Genomic DNA, 17404 nt, shown 5'->3' with positions numbered 1-17404 from the left:
ATGAAACACATTGCCATTCTGGATATCGGCAAGACAAATGCCAAAGTCGTTGTGCTTGATGCCGCGAGCGGCGAAGAGATTGCCGCCAGCCGCATGCCCAATACGGTGCTGCGCCATGGTCCCTATCCGCATTATGACATTGATGGGCTGTGGCGCTTTTTCCTGAAAAGTCTTGCAGCTTTTGCCCGAGATCCGGGCTTCGACGCCATTTCAATCACGACGCATGGCGCATCAGCCGCCCTTGTCGCGGCGGACGGCACTCTGGCGATGCCTGTCCTCGATTATGAACTCGACTATCCGGCAGAAATCCGTGCCGCCTATGCCGCCATCAAACCCGATTTCAAGGATACGTTTTCCCCGTCGCTTTCGCTCGGCCTCAACCTTGGTGCGCAGCTTCATTTTCTGAAGACCGCGTTTCCAGACGATTTTACGCGAACCCATTTCATATTCACCTACCCCCAATATTGGGCGTGGCGCCTGACCGGCATAGCGGCTACGGAAGTGACGTCGCTCGGGTGCCACACCGATCTATGGCTGCCGAAGGAATCCGCCTTCTCGCACCTCGTTGACCGGCTGGACATCCGCGAGAAATTTCCGCCGCTTCGCTCCGCCTTCGATGCGCTCGGCGACGTGCTTCCTGAAATTGCCGAGAAAATCGGCCTGAGCCGGTCTGTGCCGGTTCATTGCGGCATCCACGATTCCAACGCGTCGCTGCTGGCGCATCTGATGGATCGCGAAGGTCCGTTTTCCGTCGTTTCGACCGGGACATGGGTCGTCAGTTTTGCCGTTGGCGGCAACCTCGACGGGCTGGACCCCGCGCGCGACACGCTGGCCAATGTGGATGCCTATGGAAGAGCGGTGCCTTCTGCCCGTTACATGGGCGGGCGCGAATTCGACCTCATGACCGAGGGATTGTCCGTGCCTCCGGCCGCCGAATTGCCTGATATTGTGGCGCGGGTGCTGGAGCGGCGGATCATGGCGCTGCCTTCAGCCGTTCCCGGCTGCGGCCCCTACCCGCATTCCAGCCTTCGCTGGATCAATGCGGAGACGGCCAGCGATGCGAAGCGCCATGTTGCGGCCTGCATCTATGCCGCGCTGATGACGGAAACCTGTCTTCGGCTGTTGGGTGCCGATGGCCCTGTCATTGTCGAAGGTCCGTTTGCCGGAAACGTGACCTATCTTGAAGCCCTCGCGAACTTTACGGGCCGCGATGTTGAAGCGGTCACGGGATCGACCGGCACCGCGCTTGGCGCCGGATTGCTTGCAGGCGCAACCGTTCCCGAGAAACATGGCAGGATATTCAAGCCAGGCAACGAGGCCTATGCCGCCTACCGAAGTCAGTGGCTGGCGAATACAGCATAGCTGAACAAGCCGGAAGCGGATTGGCTTCCGGGCCTGATCGTCAGTCGAGCGCCTTCTGCCGCGTTTCCACATCGATGAAGAAGGCGATGATGCCGGCCAGCGCCAGAAGTCCCGCAAACAGTGCTACTGCCACATAGAAGCTCTGGCTGATGACGAGCGCCAGCGCGGATGGCGCGAGCAGACCGCCAAGGCGAGCCATCGCGCCTGCCGCTCCCATTCCGCTTGCGCGCAATCCGGTCGGATAAAGCTCCGGCGTGAAGGCATAGAGCGCGCCCCATGTGCCAAGCAGCGCAAAGCTCATGATGAGAATGGACGCACCCACAACTGCCGAACTGTTGGCGACGGTAAAGAGCGCGCAGGCGGCAGCGCTGATGAACAGGAAGGCAATCAGCGTCTTCTTGCGCCCCCACGCCTCGACCCCATAGGCGGCAAGCGCGTAGCCCGGCAATTGCGCCAGTGCAACCACGACAAGGAAGCCGTAGCCGCGGACAAAGCCGAAGCCGTCACCGGCGAGCTTTGCCGGTATCCAGGTGAAAATGCCGTAATAGGAAACCGAAACAAGGAACCAGATCGCCAGTGTCGTCAGCGTGCGCTGGCGCAGATTGGGCGAGAGCAGCTTTTCATTCGTGACCATGAGCGGCGCTTCGAGGCGGGCTTTCGGCGGCAGTTCCGGCTTGCCGTTGCGGCGAAGCACGCGGTTCATGACCGATTTCGCTTCTTCCGGGCGTTCCGACTTGAGAAGATGCATCGGGGATTCCGGCACCCAGAGGCGCAGCCAGATGCCGATAAGAGCCGGGGCTGCCGTGACGATGAAGATATAGCGCCATGCATCCTCGACGCCCGCGAGACTTGTCGCCCAGGCCGCAAGCGCAATGATAACCGTGCCGACCGCCCAGAAACCTTCCAGCATCACGAGCCAGCGGCCACGGTTCCTCGCGGGCAGGAATTCCGCCATCATCGCATAGTCGACCGGCAAGGTTCCACCCACTGCCACACCCGTCATGAAGCGCAGGGCAAGCAGAATGCCGAAATTTGGCGCGAACGCCGAAAGCAACCCGAACACGGCATCGCAGGCGACGGTAACCAGAAGCACGCGACGACGACCGTATTTGTCCGCCAGCCTGCCGAATGCGGCAGCGCCGATCAGCATGCCGAGGAAAAACAGCGTGCCGGTCTGCAATGCCTGCGGGATGGTGAGCCCGAATGTCCGCGCGATGGATGCGCCGGTAAAGCCGACCGCCAGCACCTGCATGGCGTCGGCGGCCCAGACCAGACCGAACACGCCCAGAAGACCGCGTTGAAATGCGCCCGTACCTGCCTGATCGAGCGTCTGTTCAATGGTAACTTTCATGCCGCGATGTGTCCCCTGCTACCGGCTGAAGATATGTTGCCTTTTACAGCGCTGACGGCGGGGTGCTGTCAATCGCCCTTTTCGGATATTGCCCGATCTTTTGCCTGCAAATATTCCCAGAAGCTTTCCGCATGGGCCGGAAGTGCTGCATCATGACGATAGATGCGGATTTCGACAGTGACGTCCCAGTAGGGATCGGCAGAAGCCGGTACGAGCTCGCCTCGCCGCAATTCGTCGTAGATGAGGCTCTCCGGCAGCCAGGCGGTGCCCCAGTCGGCAACCGCCATGGCCTTGAGGCCGATCGACATGGTGTTCTCGTGGACTACCTGACGCTCAAACGCGTTGCCAGATGCAAATTTCTGCGACAATACGGCCCCGAAGAAGGAAAAGTCGCCATAGCTCAGATATGGCAGCGGTTCTCCGCTGGCAATGGCGTGGTCGAGCGTCGGCCCTGCGGGCGAAGGGCGCGAGACGGGCAACAGCCGTTCCGTGCCAAGCACGATATAGGGAAATTGCGTGCGGTCGATGAGGATCGGCACCGAACTGTGCGCATAGGTCAGGAAGAAATGCACCTCCCCTTCCGTCAGCGTCGCTATGTTGTCCTCGAAGCCGCCACGATCCGGACTGAGCAGTGAGCGTATGCCGCCAATGTCATTCTCGATCTGCTTCAGCCAGTGGGGGAAGAAGGTGACCGTCAGCGTGTGCAGCGCTGAAAATGTGAGGACGGGGTTTTGAACCTCGCGGCTCGGCTGTAGCGCCTTGCGTGTGTTGTAGAACTGGCGAACGGTCTCCTGCGCGACAGGCAGGAAGGTCCGTCCCTCGCGGGTAAGTTCGGCCGGAAATGTCGCCCGGTTGACCAGTGTGACGCCCAGCCAGAGTTCAAGCTGCTTGATGCGGCGGGAAAACGCGGATTGCGTCACATGACGGGTATCTGCCGCGCGCGAGAAACTCGACGTTGCCGCCAGCGCGATGAAGTCTTCCAGCCATTTCAGTTCCATGGGGCGGGCCTTCTCAAGGGGGAGGTGATGCGTATGATCATAATTAGCGCTTATTTTCTTCTACACTAATTGCAAATGAAAACGTCATCGGCTCACCATGCCGAAACCCGATTTCGCAGATGTTCTCATGAAAATGTATATGTAAATAGATTTGAAAGTTTTTGGGCGATTATTCAATTCAAATGCAGGTGATCTGTCATAGTGGGAATTGAATATAGGTAGTGTAAAAATTGAAATACCAGTCAAATATATAGGTGTTGCGGCAAGTCATGCCGAATGTATATATCATTACGTAATCCGAGAAACGATTTTTCCACCGTGGAAGGATGATAATGCGCTTATATATTTATAGTCTGTGTTTTTTGTATTCTTTCTCTCTGTTTGTTCCTTGTCCGCTCATGCGGATGCCAATAACACCCCCGGCGTGAAGAGTGAAAAACTACTGGAGTCCGAACAATCGTGGGATGGGACGGTTTACAAGTCCTATCCGGAAGGTACGCCTCAGCTCTCTATTTTGAAAATTACCATTTCACCTTTCACACGTCTGGCGTGGCATGAACATCCGGCCCCGAATGTTGGCTACGTCTTGGAGGGGGTTCTAACCGTGGAGAAAAAATCCACCGGTGAAAAACGCACCTTGAAGGCGGGAGAGGTGCTGCCGGAAACGGTTGATATTGCTCACCGGGGTTATACCGGCAAGGAGGGAGCAACGATTCTGGTCTTCTACGCTGGCAAGAAAGGGCTCCCCCTCTCCCGCCCCGCGCAATGATTTGAAAGGCTGTTGGCCGCGCCGATGCCTGAAGTATGAGAGGCGATCTTCCGTCTCTCATACTGCCGCTCGCGTTTGTTTCGCCGCCCCTGCCCCTTATGCAATTTCTGCATAGTTATTGCAAAACATAGCATTGGCCGCTCCAAAAGTTTTTTCCTACCGTCCGGACCAATCAATCACACAGATGTCCGAGGACGTGTTTTGGCCAGGGTAATTTATTTGAACGGCGCTTTCGTCGCTGAGAATGAAGCGAAAGTGTCGGTGTTCGATCGCGGCTTTCTTTTTGGTGACGGGATTTACGAAGTCAGCGCTGTCATCGATGGCCGTCTCGTCGATAACGAACTTCACCTGGCTCGTCTGGAGCGTTCCGTCAAGGAACTCGGAATACCATTGCCCGCCTCGCTGGATGCGATCCGCGCCGCGCAGATCGAACTCATCGTCCGCAACAAGCTGCACGAAGGCGTCGTCTATATGCAGGTGACGCGCGGCGAAGCCGAACGCGATTTCGTCTACACGGATGACATCAAGCCCAATTTCGTCATGTTCACGCAGGCGAAGAACCTCGCCAATGCGCCATCGGTCCAGAACGGCGTGCGGGTGGACGTTGCGCCGGATACGCGCTGGGCGCGCCGCGACATCAAGACCGTCATGCTTCTGGCGCAGGTGCTGGCGAAGAAACAGGCCAAGAGCAAGGGGTTCCACGAGGTCTGGCTGGTCGAAGACGGCTTCGTCACCGAAGGCGGCTCCTCGACGGCATTCATCATCACCGCTGACAATGTGCTGGTAACGCGGCCGAACTCGCATGCCATCCTGCCAGGCTGCACGCGCCGCGCCGTTATCAAGATCGCGGAAGAACAGAACCTTCGCATCGAGGAGCGCCTGTTCACGGTCGATGAGGCAAAGGCCGCCAAGGAAGCATTCCTCACGAGCGCATCGAGCTTCGTGACGCCGATCATCGGCATTCAGGATCACACGGTCTCTGACGGCAAGCCCGGGCCACTCACCCGCCGTCTGCAGGAGATCTACATGGACATGGCTCGCACGGGAGCGGAGCCGGTATTTCAACCTTAACCTCAAAAAATGAAAGCAAGAGGGGAAAATGACAATAAAAAGACTACTGAAACAGACAGCCTATGGTGCACTTTTTGCCAGCGCGGCAGCGCTGGCAGGTGCGGGAACCGCATCGGCAGCCACCGAAGGTTACGGCGACTGCCCGCTGACCGGTGAAAAGGGTTCGGCCAAGATCAATCCGGCGGTCGACGGACAGTTCACCGTCATCATCAACCTGCCCGCCCTTGGCCAGTTCAACGGCGATACGCCCGATACCATCAAGGACGGCTATGAATTCTGCATGGCCGTCAACATCGCGCATCGTCTGGGCCTCGACAAGGTAAAGCTCGTCAACGCCTCATTCGATTCCATCGTGGCCGGACAGAACAAGGATTACGACATCGCGCTCGCGTTGATCTCGGTCACCGAACCGCGCAAGAAGGTCGTGGATTTCTCGGTTCCTTACATGAGTTCCGCCTACGGTGTCGCCGCGCGCGCCGACAAGCCGGTGACGGAAGCCGACATGAAGACCGGGAAGATCGGCACGCAGGCCGGTACGACGCTGGTTCCGTTCGCACAGGACACGCTGAAGGTCGCAAGCCTCGACGTGTTCGACGATACGGCGTCGATGTTCACCGCCCTTGCCGCAGGCAAGGTCGATGCCGTGATGACTGATCTTTCGATCATTCTGGGACAGGTGCACAATTCCAACGGAAAGCTGGCGGTCGTCGGCAAGTATGAGTCCGGCGGCCAGACCGCAGGCATCTACCCGAAGGGTTCGGAAAACAAGAAAGTCATCGATCAGCTGATCGAGGACATGGAAAAGGACGGCACGCTGAAGAAGCTCGAAGCCGCCTATCTGCTTCCATCCTGGGGTACGTCGCCTTCCGACGTTCCGCTCTGGAAGCCTTGATCTGACGGTTCCCGGGTCGCAGCCGCAACGCCGGTTGCGGCCCGGACCGACTGTTCCCCATACTGTTTCAGCGAGAATAAATCATGTCTTATCCGGCACCGGATGCAGGCGCGGAACGCGCGCGGCAATGGCGTGTCCGAAACAAGGTTCGCACCCATGGCGGTCGTTCCCTGTTCGCTTTCGTCTTTTCCTTCCTCACCCTTCTGGCTGCGGGCCAGACGGTCTATAGCGTTTCGGCCTATACGATTTCGCAGGGCTGGCCCGAACTGCCCGTCGTCGCGGTCGGCACGGCCTTGCTGCTGGCGCCGCTCGCCGTCCTGTGGTTCGCATGGCGCGCCGTGCAGATTTCGGGCGAATCCGGAAAGAGCGCGGACATTTACCGGGGCCGCGAACTCGGTGCAAAGGCGTCCGACCTTTCCTGGCAGGTGATTTCCTATGCGGTGGCGGTCCTCATCATCTGCGCCGGCGCGTGGTTCATGATCGTCAATGACGCAGCCGTCAGCCGGACCTTCTTCGACGTCAGCCTGATCGCCAAATCGGCGGGCACGGTGCTGAAGGCCTTCGGCACGAATATCGTCATCTTCTTCGTCTCGGCCATACTCATCCTCGTCTGGGCGCTCGTCATCGCCATTGCGCGCACCCTGCCGGGCAAGGCTGGCAAGCCGATCCGCGTGCTTGCAACGCTTTACAGCGATCTGTTTCGCGGGCTTCCAGCCATCATCACGATCTATCTCATCGGTTTCGGCCTGCCGCTGACCGGCCTGCCGATCCTGAAAGACCTGTCGTCCAACGCCTATGCCATCATCGCGCTGACGCTGACCTACGGCGCCTATACGTCGGAAGTCTATCGCGCGGGCATTGAAAGCGTGCACCCAAGCCAGATTGCGGCGGCGCGTTCGCTCGGCCTCTCCTATGCGCGCACCATGCGCTATGTGGTTGTGCCGCTTGCCGTGCGCGGCATCATTCCGCCGCTGATGAACAATTGCATCAGCCTGCAGAAAGATACCGCGCTGGTCGCCATCATCGGCACCATCGATGCCTTCAACCAGTCGAAGATCATCGCGGCAAACTACTTCAACCTGTCGGCTGTCACCACTGTCGCCATCCTGTTCATCGTCATCACCATTCCGCAGGCCCGCTTTGTCGATCGCCTGATCGAACGTGATCGCAGAAAAATGCGCTCGAGCATGTAAGGGGACGGACAATGGCACTCGTAGAAATCGACAAGGCATATAAGCGCTATGGCGCGCTGGAAGTTCTGTCCGGCATCAGCCTCACCATCGAGGAACATCAGGTCGTGTGCCTGATCGGTCCTTCGGGCTGCGGCAAGTCCACATTGTTGCGCTGCATCAACCGGCTGGAAACCATCGACGAAGGCGAAATCCGCCTGCACGGCGACCGGGTAACCGGGCCGGGCGTCGACCTCGACATTCTGCGCCGGGAGATCGGCATCGTGTTCCAGGGCTACAATCTGTTCCCGCACATGACGGTGATGGAAAATGTCACCCTTGGCCCGACGAAGGTGCTGGGCATGCCGGTGAAGGAAGCCCAGGAAAAAGGTCTGGCGCTGCTCGCACGCATCGGGCTCGATCACAAGGCGAAGGAATATCCGGACCGCCTGTCCGGCGGGCAGCAACAGCGCGTCGCCATCGTGCGCGCCCTGCTGATGGACCCGACGCTGCTGCTGCTCGACGAAATCACTTCGGCGCTCGATCCGGAACTGGTGTCGGAAGTGCTGGACATTGTGCGCGATCTTGCCAAGAAGGGCATGACCATGGTTCTGGCCACGCATGAAATGGGTTTTGCGCGCGAGGTTGCGGACAAGGTCTGTTTCCTGCAAAACGGCAAGGTCTATGAAGAAGGCCCTCCGTCGCAGATTTTCGGCAATCCGCAAGGGGAGCGCACGCAGGCTTTCCTCAAACGCATCATCGAGGCCGGGCGTCTTTGACGCCCTGCCCCTAGAGCATTTCCTGTTTCCTTGAATCATTGGAAATGCTCTATCTATTTGTTTTGTCGCATTATCCTACGCAAAACCGCTTCGCACTTTTGCTGGAAATGCTCTAGCATCAACGGAAAATGACCATGACAGGCAAGGCACGCGACTACGGCATCATTTGCGGCATCATGCAGCCGGGCGAGACTAACGCCATCACCGATGTGCCGGGCGTGCGCGTGGGGCACCGCACCTTGCGCAGCGGCGACATCAACACCGGCGTGACGGCGATCATCCCGCATGACGGCAACCTGTATCGCCGCAAGGTGCTGGCCGCTTGCGATGTCATCAACGGGTTCGGCAAGAGCACCGGTCTCGTGCAGGTCGAGGAACTGGGCACGCTGGAAACGCCCATCCTGCTGACCAATACGTTCGGCGTCGGAACCTGCGCCAATGCATTGATCCGCGAGGCGATTGCGGCCAATCCCGATATTGGCCGCACCACGGCAACCGTCAATCCGGTCGTTCTGGAATGCAATGATGGCCCGCTCAATGACATTCAGGCGATGGCCGTTACGGAAGCTGACGCAAGGGAAGCTCTGAAGTTTGCTGAAACGACTGTTGGCGAAGGCAATGTCGGTGCAGGCACAGGCATGAGCTGTTTCGGCTTCAAGGGCGGCATCGGCACCTCCTCGCGCCAGTTCGAACTGGGCGGCAAGGTGCATCATCTCGGCGTTCTGGCGCTGACCAATTTCGGTCGCGCCGGTGATCTGGTTCTTCCCGATGGACGCAGGCCCTCGCCCAAGGCCGAAGCGCAGCCGGAAAAGGGTTCCGTCATTCTGGTGCTCGCGACCGATGTTCCGATGGAACACCGCCAGTTGAAGCGCGTGACGCGCCGCTGCGGCGCAGGGCTGGCGCGTCTCGGCGCCTTCTGGGGCCATGGAAGCGGCGATATCGCCATCGGCTTTTCGACGGCGGTGACATTCGATCACGATGAAGCACGTGATGTGGTCGAGATTGCCGTGCTCAATGAAAACCGCATCGATACCTTGTTCCGCGCGGCAGTTGAGTCTACGCAGGAAGCCGTTCTCAATTCCATGTGCATGGCCGAACCGATGCGCGGGCGCGCCGCAAACCGCCGCTCGCTTGCCGACTGGCTGGAAAACGACAGAGGCTAGACCTTGGCGGAAGTTGACGGCTTCCACACACAATCCTGATATTTCCTGTGCATTGCCACAATTGACTTCGATCATCCGCTGATGGTCGAAGGCGAAGGATGGCATTATGCCACCCAAACGCGACTCGACGTGCCCCAAGGTATACTCCCACGAGCTTGGGGTGCCTGGGTGCTGCCGTTGCAGATATAAGGGCGTCTTGTTTTCGGTGGGTGAATACCGTCCGAGGACAGCACCGGAATTTCAGGACCCATTTATTGACGATATCGCTTGTTCGCCTGACTGTATTAGGAAGCATCCTGCCAATGCTGGCGGCGTGCGTCACTGTTGGTCCCGATTATCAGACGCCGAATGTGGTGACGCCTGCCGGTTGGAACAGCAGGGCTGACAGCCGTACCCCGCAACTGGGCGACTGGTGGAAAAAGCTGAAGGACCCGGTTCTGGATCAGCTGATAGCGGACGGTATTGCAGGCAGCCCCGATGTCGCGACTGCGAAGGCAAAGGTGCGGCAGGCTCGCGCCAATTACACTTCGGCGGGCGGCGCGCTTTATCCGAAGCTTGATGGCGACGGGAGCTACAAGCGATCTGACTCCCCGGCGACATTCGCCACCAATCAGTCGAGCATGGGCTTCAACACCACGTGGGAACTCGATCTTTTCGGCGGCAACAAGCGCGGCGTGGAAGCTGCCTATTACAATGTCGAATCCGCAAATGAACAATTGCGGGCGGCGCTCGTCACGCTGATCGGCGATATCGCCACCAATTATGCCCGGTTGCGCGGTGCGCAGGCCGATATTGCCATTGCGCAACGCAATGCCGCTTCCCAGCGACAGACCGTTGCACTGACCCGCAGCCAGCTTGAAGCTGGCCAGATTTCTCAGGTCGATCTTCTGAATGCGGAAACGCAGGCCAGCAGGACAGAATCCCAGGTGCCGGGACTGCGGATCAACTATGCCCAGTATCTGAACCAACTGTCCGTCCTGACCGGGCGGTCTTCATCTTCGCTGGCCAGTGTTCTGGACAAGCCGCGTCCGGTCCCGCCAATTCCGGGCAAGATATCAGCCGGACTTCCGGCCGATCTGTTGCTGAGCCGCCCCGATGTCCGTGCAGCCGAACGCGATTATGCAAGTTCCAATGCCAGTGTCGGCCAGAAGCAGGCCCTGCTCTATCCGAGTGTTTCCCTCACGGGGGGCATCAATACGGGCGGCGCCAATTTCGGCGATCTAGGAAAGCTGTCGACGATCAGCTGGAACTTCGGCCCAAGCCTGACCGTCCCGATCTTCCAGGGCGGGAGATTGAGCGCGGATGTGGATGCCGCGCGCGCTGCGCGCGACCAGTCCTTCATCGCCTATCGCAAGGTCATCCTGACGGCGCTGAGCGAAGTCGAAAATGCCAGCGTGTCGCTCAACCAGAACCGTCTGCGCGTCGGACAACTGCAGAAAATCGTGAGCAACAGCCGGAAGATCAACGAGTTGACGCTGGAGCAGTACAGGGCGGGCACCAAGAGCTTCGTGGACGTGTTGACGGCGCAACGCGATCTTCTCGGCGCGGAAACCGAGCTCAGTCAAGCGCGGACCGAACTTGTGCTGAACTATGTTGCCTTGCAGAAAGCGCTTGGCGGCGGTTGGAACGGCATCATCGACGTTGCGAAGCCGGAAGTCGTTGACGGCTATACAGGCCCCCGCATCGTCAAAACGACACGGATTCCTCCGCTGACAACCGATAAGAGACCACTATGAAACCCAAGTCGAAACGCCGTTTTCGCTGGCGCCTGTGGCTGGCGGTCCTCATCGCGTTGCTGATCGTCGGCTATTTCGTCGTTCGTGCGCTGACCAAGGAAGAGCCTCTGCCCGCCACGACAGAGATCAGGCGCGGCGAGATTGAAAGCTCGGTTCTTGCCACTGGCACGCTGCGGCCCAAAAATCTGGTCGCAATCGGCGCTCAGGCGACGGGCCGCATTCTTTCCCTGAAAGTGAAACCGGGCCAGCAGATAAAGGCCGGAGAGGTCGTCGCCCTGATCGACTCGACCAACCAGCAGAACGAACTGAACAAGGCCCAGGCGTCACTTCGCCAGAACGAAGCCACCCGCGCCCAGAATCTTGCCGATCTGGAAATGGCCCGGCAGGATCTGGCGCGCAACCAGATGATGATCGGCAAAAATGCCGTAGCGCGCGCCGATTACGACAAGGCGGTCAGCACCGTGAAGGTGAAGGAAGCGCAGGTCGAGAACAGCGAAGCGGCAATCGCTGCCGCGAAGGTCGAGGTGCAGATCGCCGAGACCAATCTCGCCTATACCCGCATAACCGCGCCCATCGATGGAACGATCCTCGCGACCGTGGTTCAGGAAGGCCAGACCGTCAACGCGCAGCAGAGCGCGCCGACAATCGCCATTCTGGGCCAGCTCGACACCATGAGGGTGGAGGCGGATATTTCGGAAGCGGACGTGACGCAGGTTCGCGAGGGGATGCCGCTTTATTTCACCATATCGGGACAAAATTCGAAGCGTTACGATGCCGAGCTGGAAAAGATCGAACCCGCACCGGATTCCATCGTCAGCGACAAGAGCTTCACGACTACGGCAGTAAGTTCGTCCTCCAGCACTGCCACCGCTTCCGCCATTTATTACAAGGGCATTTTCACGGTTCCCAATCCGGATGGGCTGCTCAGGACCTATATGACCACCGAGGTTCATATCGTGCTCGCACGGGCAAAAGACGCCTTGATCGCGCCCGTAACCGCTCTGCAAGACACGGACGAACCCGGCAAGGCCAAGGTGCGCGTCGTGACCGGCGCTGGCAAGATCGAAGAACGGACCGTCGAAACCGGCATTACCGACAAGGTGAATATAGAAATTCGTTCGGGCCTGAACGAAGGGGACAAGGTCGTGACCGACAATCAGGTCGCGGCCCCCGCCCCGGCTGGTAGCTGACATGGCTGATGCGCCGCTGCTCTCGCTCAAGGGCGTCTCCCGGCATTACCCCTCGGGCGACGACTTCACGACGGTTCTGAACCATGTGAACCTGACCATCGAGCGGGGCGAGATGGTGGCGATCATCGGTGCGTCCGGTTCGGGCAAATCGACGCTAATGAACATTCTCGGCTGCCTGGACCGGCCATCTGAAGGCGAGTATCTGATTTCCGGCCGCGCCACATCGGAACTTGAAGCCGATGAGCTGGCGCAGTTGCGGCGCGAGCATTTCGGCTTCATCTTCCAGCGCTATCATCTGCTGGGCGAGCTGGATGCGGTGGGCAATGTCGAAATTCCCGCCATATATGCAGGCCAGAAAAAGGAAGAACGGCGTCAGAAAGCCCGCATGATCCTGCAACGGCTCGGGATGGGCGAACGCACGCACCATCGCCCGAGCCAGCTTTCCGGCGGACAGCAGCAGCGCGTTTCCATCGCCCGCGCGCTCATCAACGATGCGGAGGTCATCCTTGCCGACGAACCGACCGGCGCGCTCGACAGCCATAGTGGTGAAGAAGTTCTCGGCATCCTTCAGGAGCTCAACCGTGAAGGGCGCACCATCGTCATCGTGACGCATGACCGGCAGGTCGCCGCCCGTGCGCAGCGCATCATCGAAATTCGCGACGGCGAAATCATCTCCGATACGAGAAACGGTGAAACCGAACGCCCTGCGACGTCCGTGCCGGTTGAACAGGCTGCCGCCCGGCCAAGGCTTTTCGCCGGGATGTGGGATCGCTTCAACGAGGCGTTTTCGATGGCGCTACGCTCGATGAACGCGCACCGTCTCCGCACATTTCTGACCATGCTCGGCATTATCATCGGCACGGCATCGGTTGTCTGCGTGGTTGCACTGGGACAGGGGTCGCAGAAGCAGATCCTCGAGCAGATCAGCGATCTGGGCACCAATACGCTCTATATCAGCCCCGGCAAGGGATTTGGCGACCTGAAAGCCGCGCTTATCACCACGCTCAATCTGGCGGATGCGACCGAAATCGCGAAGCTGCCCTACGTTCTGGCGGCAACGCCGTCCAGTTCGACCAGCTCGACAATCCGCGTCGAGGACAAGGAAGTCAGCGTTTCCGTGAGCGGCGTCGGCGCAGATTATTTCGTTACCCGCAACAGCAAGCTGCTCGAAGGCCGCTTTTTCGATCAGCGCAACGTCAACGATCTGGCGCAGGTGGCGGTGGTCGATGAAACCGCCCGGAAGACGCTCTTTCCTCACGAAGCGGGTTCGGTCGTCGGCAAGACCATCCTTCTGAGCAAGGTGCCGGTACGGATCGTCGGCGTGGTCAAGGCCGAGGAACGCGGCATGGGCGGCGCGCAGCGGCTCGAAGTCTATGTCCCTTACACCACCGTGCAGACACGCATGACCGGCTCGCGTTCCCTGCAGATGATCCTGGTGCGCGTCGCCGACACGATGGATCCGTCTGAAGCGGAAAAGCTGATAACGGCATTCCTGACCAAGCGGCATGGCGAAAAGGATTTCTCGATCTTCAACACCGACAGCCTGCAAAAGACAATTCAGGCCACCACTGCGACGCTTGCCCTTCTCGTATCGAGCATCGCCGGCATATCGCTTTTCGTTGGCGGCATCGGAGTGATGAACATCATGCTCGTCGCCGTGTCGGAAAGAATCAACGAGATCGGCGTCCGCATGGCGATCGGCGCACGCCAGAGCGACATCCTGCAGCAATTCCTGATCGAGGCGATTCTGGTCTGCCTGATCGGCGGGGTTCTGGGCGTGCTCATCGCCGTCGGTTTCGGCCTGCTGTTCGCGCAGTTCAACTCGATGTTCCAGTTGATCTATTCGCCGGCATCCATCGTGGTTGCGCTTGTCTGCTCCAGCCTGATCGGCATCGGTTTCGGCTTCATTCCGGCCCGAAACGCTTCAAGACTCGACCCCGTCATCGCACTGGCACGGGACTGACGGGTGAGTCTGCCCGCGTCAGCGGCATTTACCTCCGGCAATGCGCGGAATGGCAAAATTAACAGGCCGCCGTCGCTACCTGTAATTGTTCGACTTCGTATAAATCAATATAAGAAACCTCTTTATCAATCTGTTATTATTTTGTTTTGTGTTGCAACCGATGGTGATATGCGTTGCGAACCGCCTTCCAGCGGCACGATTTGGCTGCAAGAAATTTCTGTCGTCTGCGCTGTTTCGGAAGGGGGTTGTTAACCTTCATTTTTTATTACTTGGGCTCATTCAGGCGACAGTATCTATGGTTCAGGTATCATGCGTAATTTGAGAGAAAATTTCCCCCCATCGACAGGAAATCGTGCAGAGAACGCTCAGGACCCGAAGCAGCCTCGCGGCCAGACGGGAACCCACAATCCTGCCAGCGATGATGCCTGGAAAATTCATTTCTCGCTCGGTGAGAATGTTCGCTTTACCCGCACGCCGGAAGTCGAGCTTATGCGTCGCCGGGGCGAAGAACTGCCGAGCATCAATGAGCGGACGCAGGCGCATGCAGCCGACGCGGCGCCAGTGATCAGCGTTGAAAAGGTTGCCGAAGAGCAGCCCATGGCTGTTGCGGAACTCCAGAAAACCGTATCGCAGGGCATGGTTCGTTCGCCGGTGGCGCCCGTTCCGCCTGCAATGCCTGCGGTCCCTGTTGCTGTCGTCACGCCGCCTGTAGAAGCCGTCCCGGAAGTTGTCGCTGTTGTAACCGAGCCTGCAACTTCCGAGCAGCCGTCGGCATTCACCTATCTTTCCGACTTTGCCTTCTGGGAAGGCTGCGGCGTCGATACTGCGCTGGTGCCTGCGGAGCCTCTCGTTTCGGCTGTTCCGGCGGAACCGCGCAAGCCTTTGCCAACGGTCGAATCCATTCTGGCGCAGTTCCGCATTCGCGAATGGAACAAGCAACCTGAACCGGTTGTCGCCGCCCCTGTCGAGCCAGTCGCGGAGACGCCGGTTGCCCCTGTTCCGGTCGAAGTGGCTGCACCGCAGCCCGTTGCTGTGAAAGAAGTGGAAGCGCCTGCGCCACAGCCTGTCGCAGCCGAGCCGGAGATTGCGCCGGAAGTCGCCGGTGAAGCCACCGAAGATGAAATCGTGCTGACCGTTCCGGAAGCAGAAGAACATGTCGTCGAGGACGTGGAAGTTGCCGAGCCGGTGGTTGAAGCGCCTGCGCCGGTTGCAAAAGCCGCGCCTTCGATCGCGCTTTACCAGCCGCAGCCCCTCCCCCGTGCGGAAGCGCCTGTCATGCACGGCGCTTATGAGTTCCCGCCGCGCGACCTGTTGCAGATGCCGCCCGAACAGGACGGAAATGTCATCACGCAGGAAATGCTGGAACGCAGCGCCGGGCTTCTCGAAAGCGTGCTGGAAGATTTCGGCGTGCGCGGTGAGATCATCCATGTCCGCCCCGGCCCGGTCGTCACGCTCTATGAGTTTGAACCGGCGCCCGGTGTCAAATCCTCGCGTGTCATCGGTCTGGCGGACGATATAGCCCGCTCCATGTCGGCGCTTTCCGCCCGCGTTGCGGTCGTTCCGGGCCGCAATGTCATCGGTATCGAACTGCCGAACGCCAACCGTGAAACCGTCTACTTGCGCGAAATGATCGACAGCCGCACCTTCGAGGCATCGAACTATCGCCTGCCGCTTTGCCTCGGCAAGGGGATCGGCGGCGAGCCTATCATCGCGGAACTGGCAAAGATGCCCCACCTTCTGGTGGCTGGCACCACCGGTTCAGGCAAGTCGGTTGCCATCAACACGATGATCCTGTCGCTGCTCTACCGCTTCAAGCCGGAAGAATGCCGCCTGATCATGGTCGATCCGAAGATGCTGGAACTGTCCATCTATGACGGCATTCCGCACCTGCTGACGCCGGTTGTCACCGACCCGAAAAAGGCCGTGGTTGCCCTGAAATGGGCCGTGCGCGAGATGGAAGAACGCTATCGCAAGATGGCCCGCCTAGGCGTGCGCAACATCGAGGGCTTCAATGCCCGCGCTGCGTCCGCCAAGGGCAAGGGCGAAACCGTGATGTGCACGGTCCAGTCCGGCTTCGACAAGGAAACGGGTGAAGCTACCTATATTCAGGAAGAACTCGACCTGACGCCAATGCCTTACATCGTGGTCATCATCGACGAGATGGCCGACCTGATGATGGTTGCAGGCAAGGATATCGAAGGCGCAGTCCAGCGTCTTGCCCAGATGGCTCGCGCCGCTGGCATCCACCTCATCATGGCAACGCAGCGCCCCTCGGTCGACGTTATTACCGGTACGATCAAGGCCAACTTCCCCACCCGCATCTCCTTCCAGGTCACCTCGAAGATCGACAGCCGCACTATCCTTGGTGAAATGGGTGCCGAGCAGCTTCTCGGTCAGGGCGACATGCTGCACATGGCAGGCGGCGGACGCATCGTCCGTGTCCATGGTCCGTTCGTTTCCGACGAGGAAGTGGAAAAGGTGGTCAATCACCTGAAGGAACAGGGACGCCCGGATTATCTGGCGACTGTCACGGAAGACGAGGAAGAAGAAGACGCAACGCAGGAAGCGGCTGTGTTCGACGCAACCGCGATGGGCTCGGAAGATGGCGACGACGTGTATGAGCAGGCCGTCAAGGTGGTGATGCGCGACAAGAAGTGCTCCACCTCCTATATCCAGCGCCGCCTCGGTATCGGCTATAATCGTGCCGCCTCCCTCGTCGAGCGGATGGAAAAGGACGGACTGGTCGGCCCGGCCAACCATGTTGGAAAGCGCGAGATCCTGACCGGCAACCGCGACTGACCAGAGAGCCATGACAGAATGAAGCCGGATCGCGCCCGCGATTCGGCTTTTCTTCATGCTTTGCAATGGGTTGCAGAGTGTTGCGCCGATGCGCTTGTCAAGACATAAAAATTGGTTAATACTTAGTTCATTCGTACATTCTTGATAATCGGTCGAGGCAGC

The 17404-nt window shown here is 59.1% G+C and carries 13 protein-coding genes; 11 read left to right on the top strand and 2 right to left on the bottom strand.

Features of this window, described 5'->3' with window-relative positions:
• Positions 1-1362: an FGGY-family carbohydrate kinase gene (locus ABWW28_RS08925; protein WP_176587802.1), complete on the top strand. Its 1362-nt coding sequence runs from the start codon at positions 1-3 to the stop codon at positions 1360-1362.
• 40 nt (positions 1363-1402) lie between these two features.
• On the opposite strand, the gene ABWW28_RS08920 is transcribed toward ABWW28_RS08925, so the two are convergent.
• A complete protein-coding gene (locus ABWW28_RS08920; RefSeq protein ID WP_025090339.1) occupies positions 1403-2713 on the bottom strand; it encodes an MFS transporter in 1311 nt (436 codons plus the stop codon).
• A 68-nt stretch (positions 2714-2781) separates the two neighbouring features.
• Complete coding sequence (locus tag ABWW28_RS08915; RefSeq protein ID WP_021586053.1) at positions 2782-3711, bottom strand: LysR family transcriptional regulator; 930 nt, start codon at positions 3709-3711, stop codon at positions 2782-2784.
• Positions 3712-4099: 388 nt separating this feature from the next.
• Here ABWW28_RS08915 and ABWW28_RS08910 point away from each other — a divergent pair, with 388 nt between their 5' ends.
• The 10 genes from ABWW28_RS08910 to ABWW28_RS08865 all read left to right on the top strand — a co-directional run bounded on the left by ABWW28_RS08910 (position 4100) and on the right by ABWW28_RS08865 (position 17242).
• On the top strand, positions 4100-4480 hold the full coding sequence (locus ABWW28_RS08910) for a cupin domain-containing protein (protein ID WP_353390806.1): 381 nt from the start codon (positions 4100-4102) through the stop codon (positions 4478-4480).
• A 201-nt stretch (positions 4481-4681) separates the two neighbouring features.
• Positions 4682-5551, top strand: coding sequence for a D-amino-acid transaminase (locus ABWW28_RS08905; RefSeq protein WP_151569389.1), 870 nt, complete (start codon positions 4682-4684; stop codon positions 5549-5551).
• A 28-nt stretch (positions 5552-5579) separates the two neighbouring features.
• Complete coding sequence (locus ABWW28_RS08900; RefSeq protein ID WP_151569391.1) at positions 5580-6443, top strand: ABC transporter substrate-binding protein; 864 nt, start codon at positions 5580-5582, stop codon at positions 6441-6443.
• Positions 6444-6526: 83 nt separating this feature from the next.
• Positions 6527-7636: an amino acid ABC transporter permease gene (locus ABWW28_RS08895; protein ID WP_113474080.1), complete on the top strand. Its 1110-nt coding sequence runs from the start codon at positions 6527-6529 to the stop codon at positions 7634-7636.
• 11 nt (positions 7637-7647) lie between these two features.
• Positions 7648-8391, top strand: a complete 744-nt coding sequence (locus ABWW28_RS08890) for an amino acid ABC transporter ATP-binding protein (RefSeq protein ID WP_176587804.1) — start codon at positions 7648-7650, stop codon at positions 8389-8391.
• Between the two features lie 134 nt (positions 8392-8525).
• Positions 8526-9554 (top strand): DmpA family aminopeptidase, encoded by a 1029-nt coding sequence (locus ABWW28_RS08885; protein ID WP_176587805.1) that lies wholly within the window; start codon positions 8526-8528, stop codon positions 9552-9554.
• Between the two features lie 254 nt (positions 9555-9808).
• Positions 9809-11290, top strand: a complete 1482-nt coding sequence (locus tag ABWW28_RS08880; RefSeq protein WP_313012794.1) for an efflux transporter outer membrane subunit — start codon at positions 9809-9811, stop codon at positions 11288-11290.
• Positions 11287-12480 carry an efflux RND transporter periplasmic adaptor subunit gene (locus ABWW28_RS08875; RefSeq protein ID WP_176587807.1) on the top strand — a complete coding sequence of 398 codons (1194 nt, stop codon included), beginning with the start codon at positions 11287-11289 and terminating at the stop codon, positions 12478-12480. The genes ABWW28_RS08880 and ABWW28_RS08875 overlap by 4 nt, the downstream gene beginning before the upstream one ends.
• Before the next feature lies 1 nt (position 12481).
• Positions 12482-14443 carry a MacB family efflux pump subunit gene (locus tag ABWW28_RS08870; protein ID WP_176587808.1) on the top strand — a complete coding sequence of 654 codons (1962 nt, stop codon included), beginning with the start codon at positions 12482-12484 and terminating at the stop codon, positions 14441-14443.
• A 489-nt stretch (positions 14444-14932) separates the two neighbouring features.
• Complete coding sequence (locus tag ABWW28_RS08865) at positions 14933-17242, top strand: DNA translocase FtsK (RefSeq protein WP_376780768.1); 2310 nt, start codon at positions 14933-14935, stop codon at positions 17240-17242.
• Positions 17243-17404: the final 162 nt, after the last annotated feature.

Source organism: Brucella sp. NBRC 14130 (assembly GCF_040371715.1).
GTDB lineage: Bacteria > Pseudomonadota > Alphaproteobacteria > Rhizobiales > Rhizobiaceae > Brucella > Brucella intermedia.
This window is presented reverse-complemented; position numbering and strand designations above follow the sequence as displayed.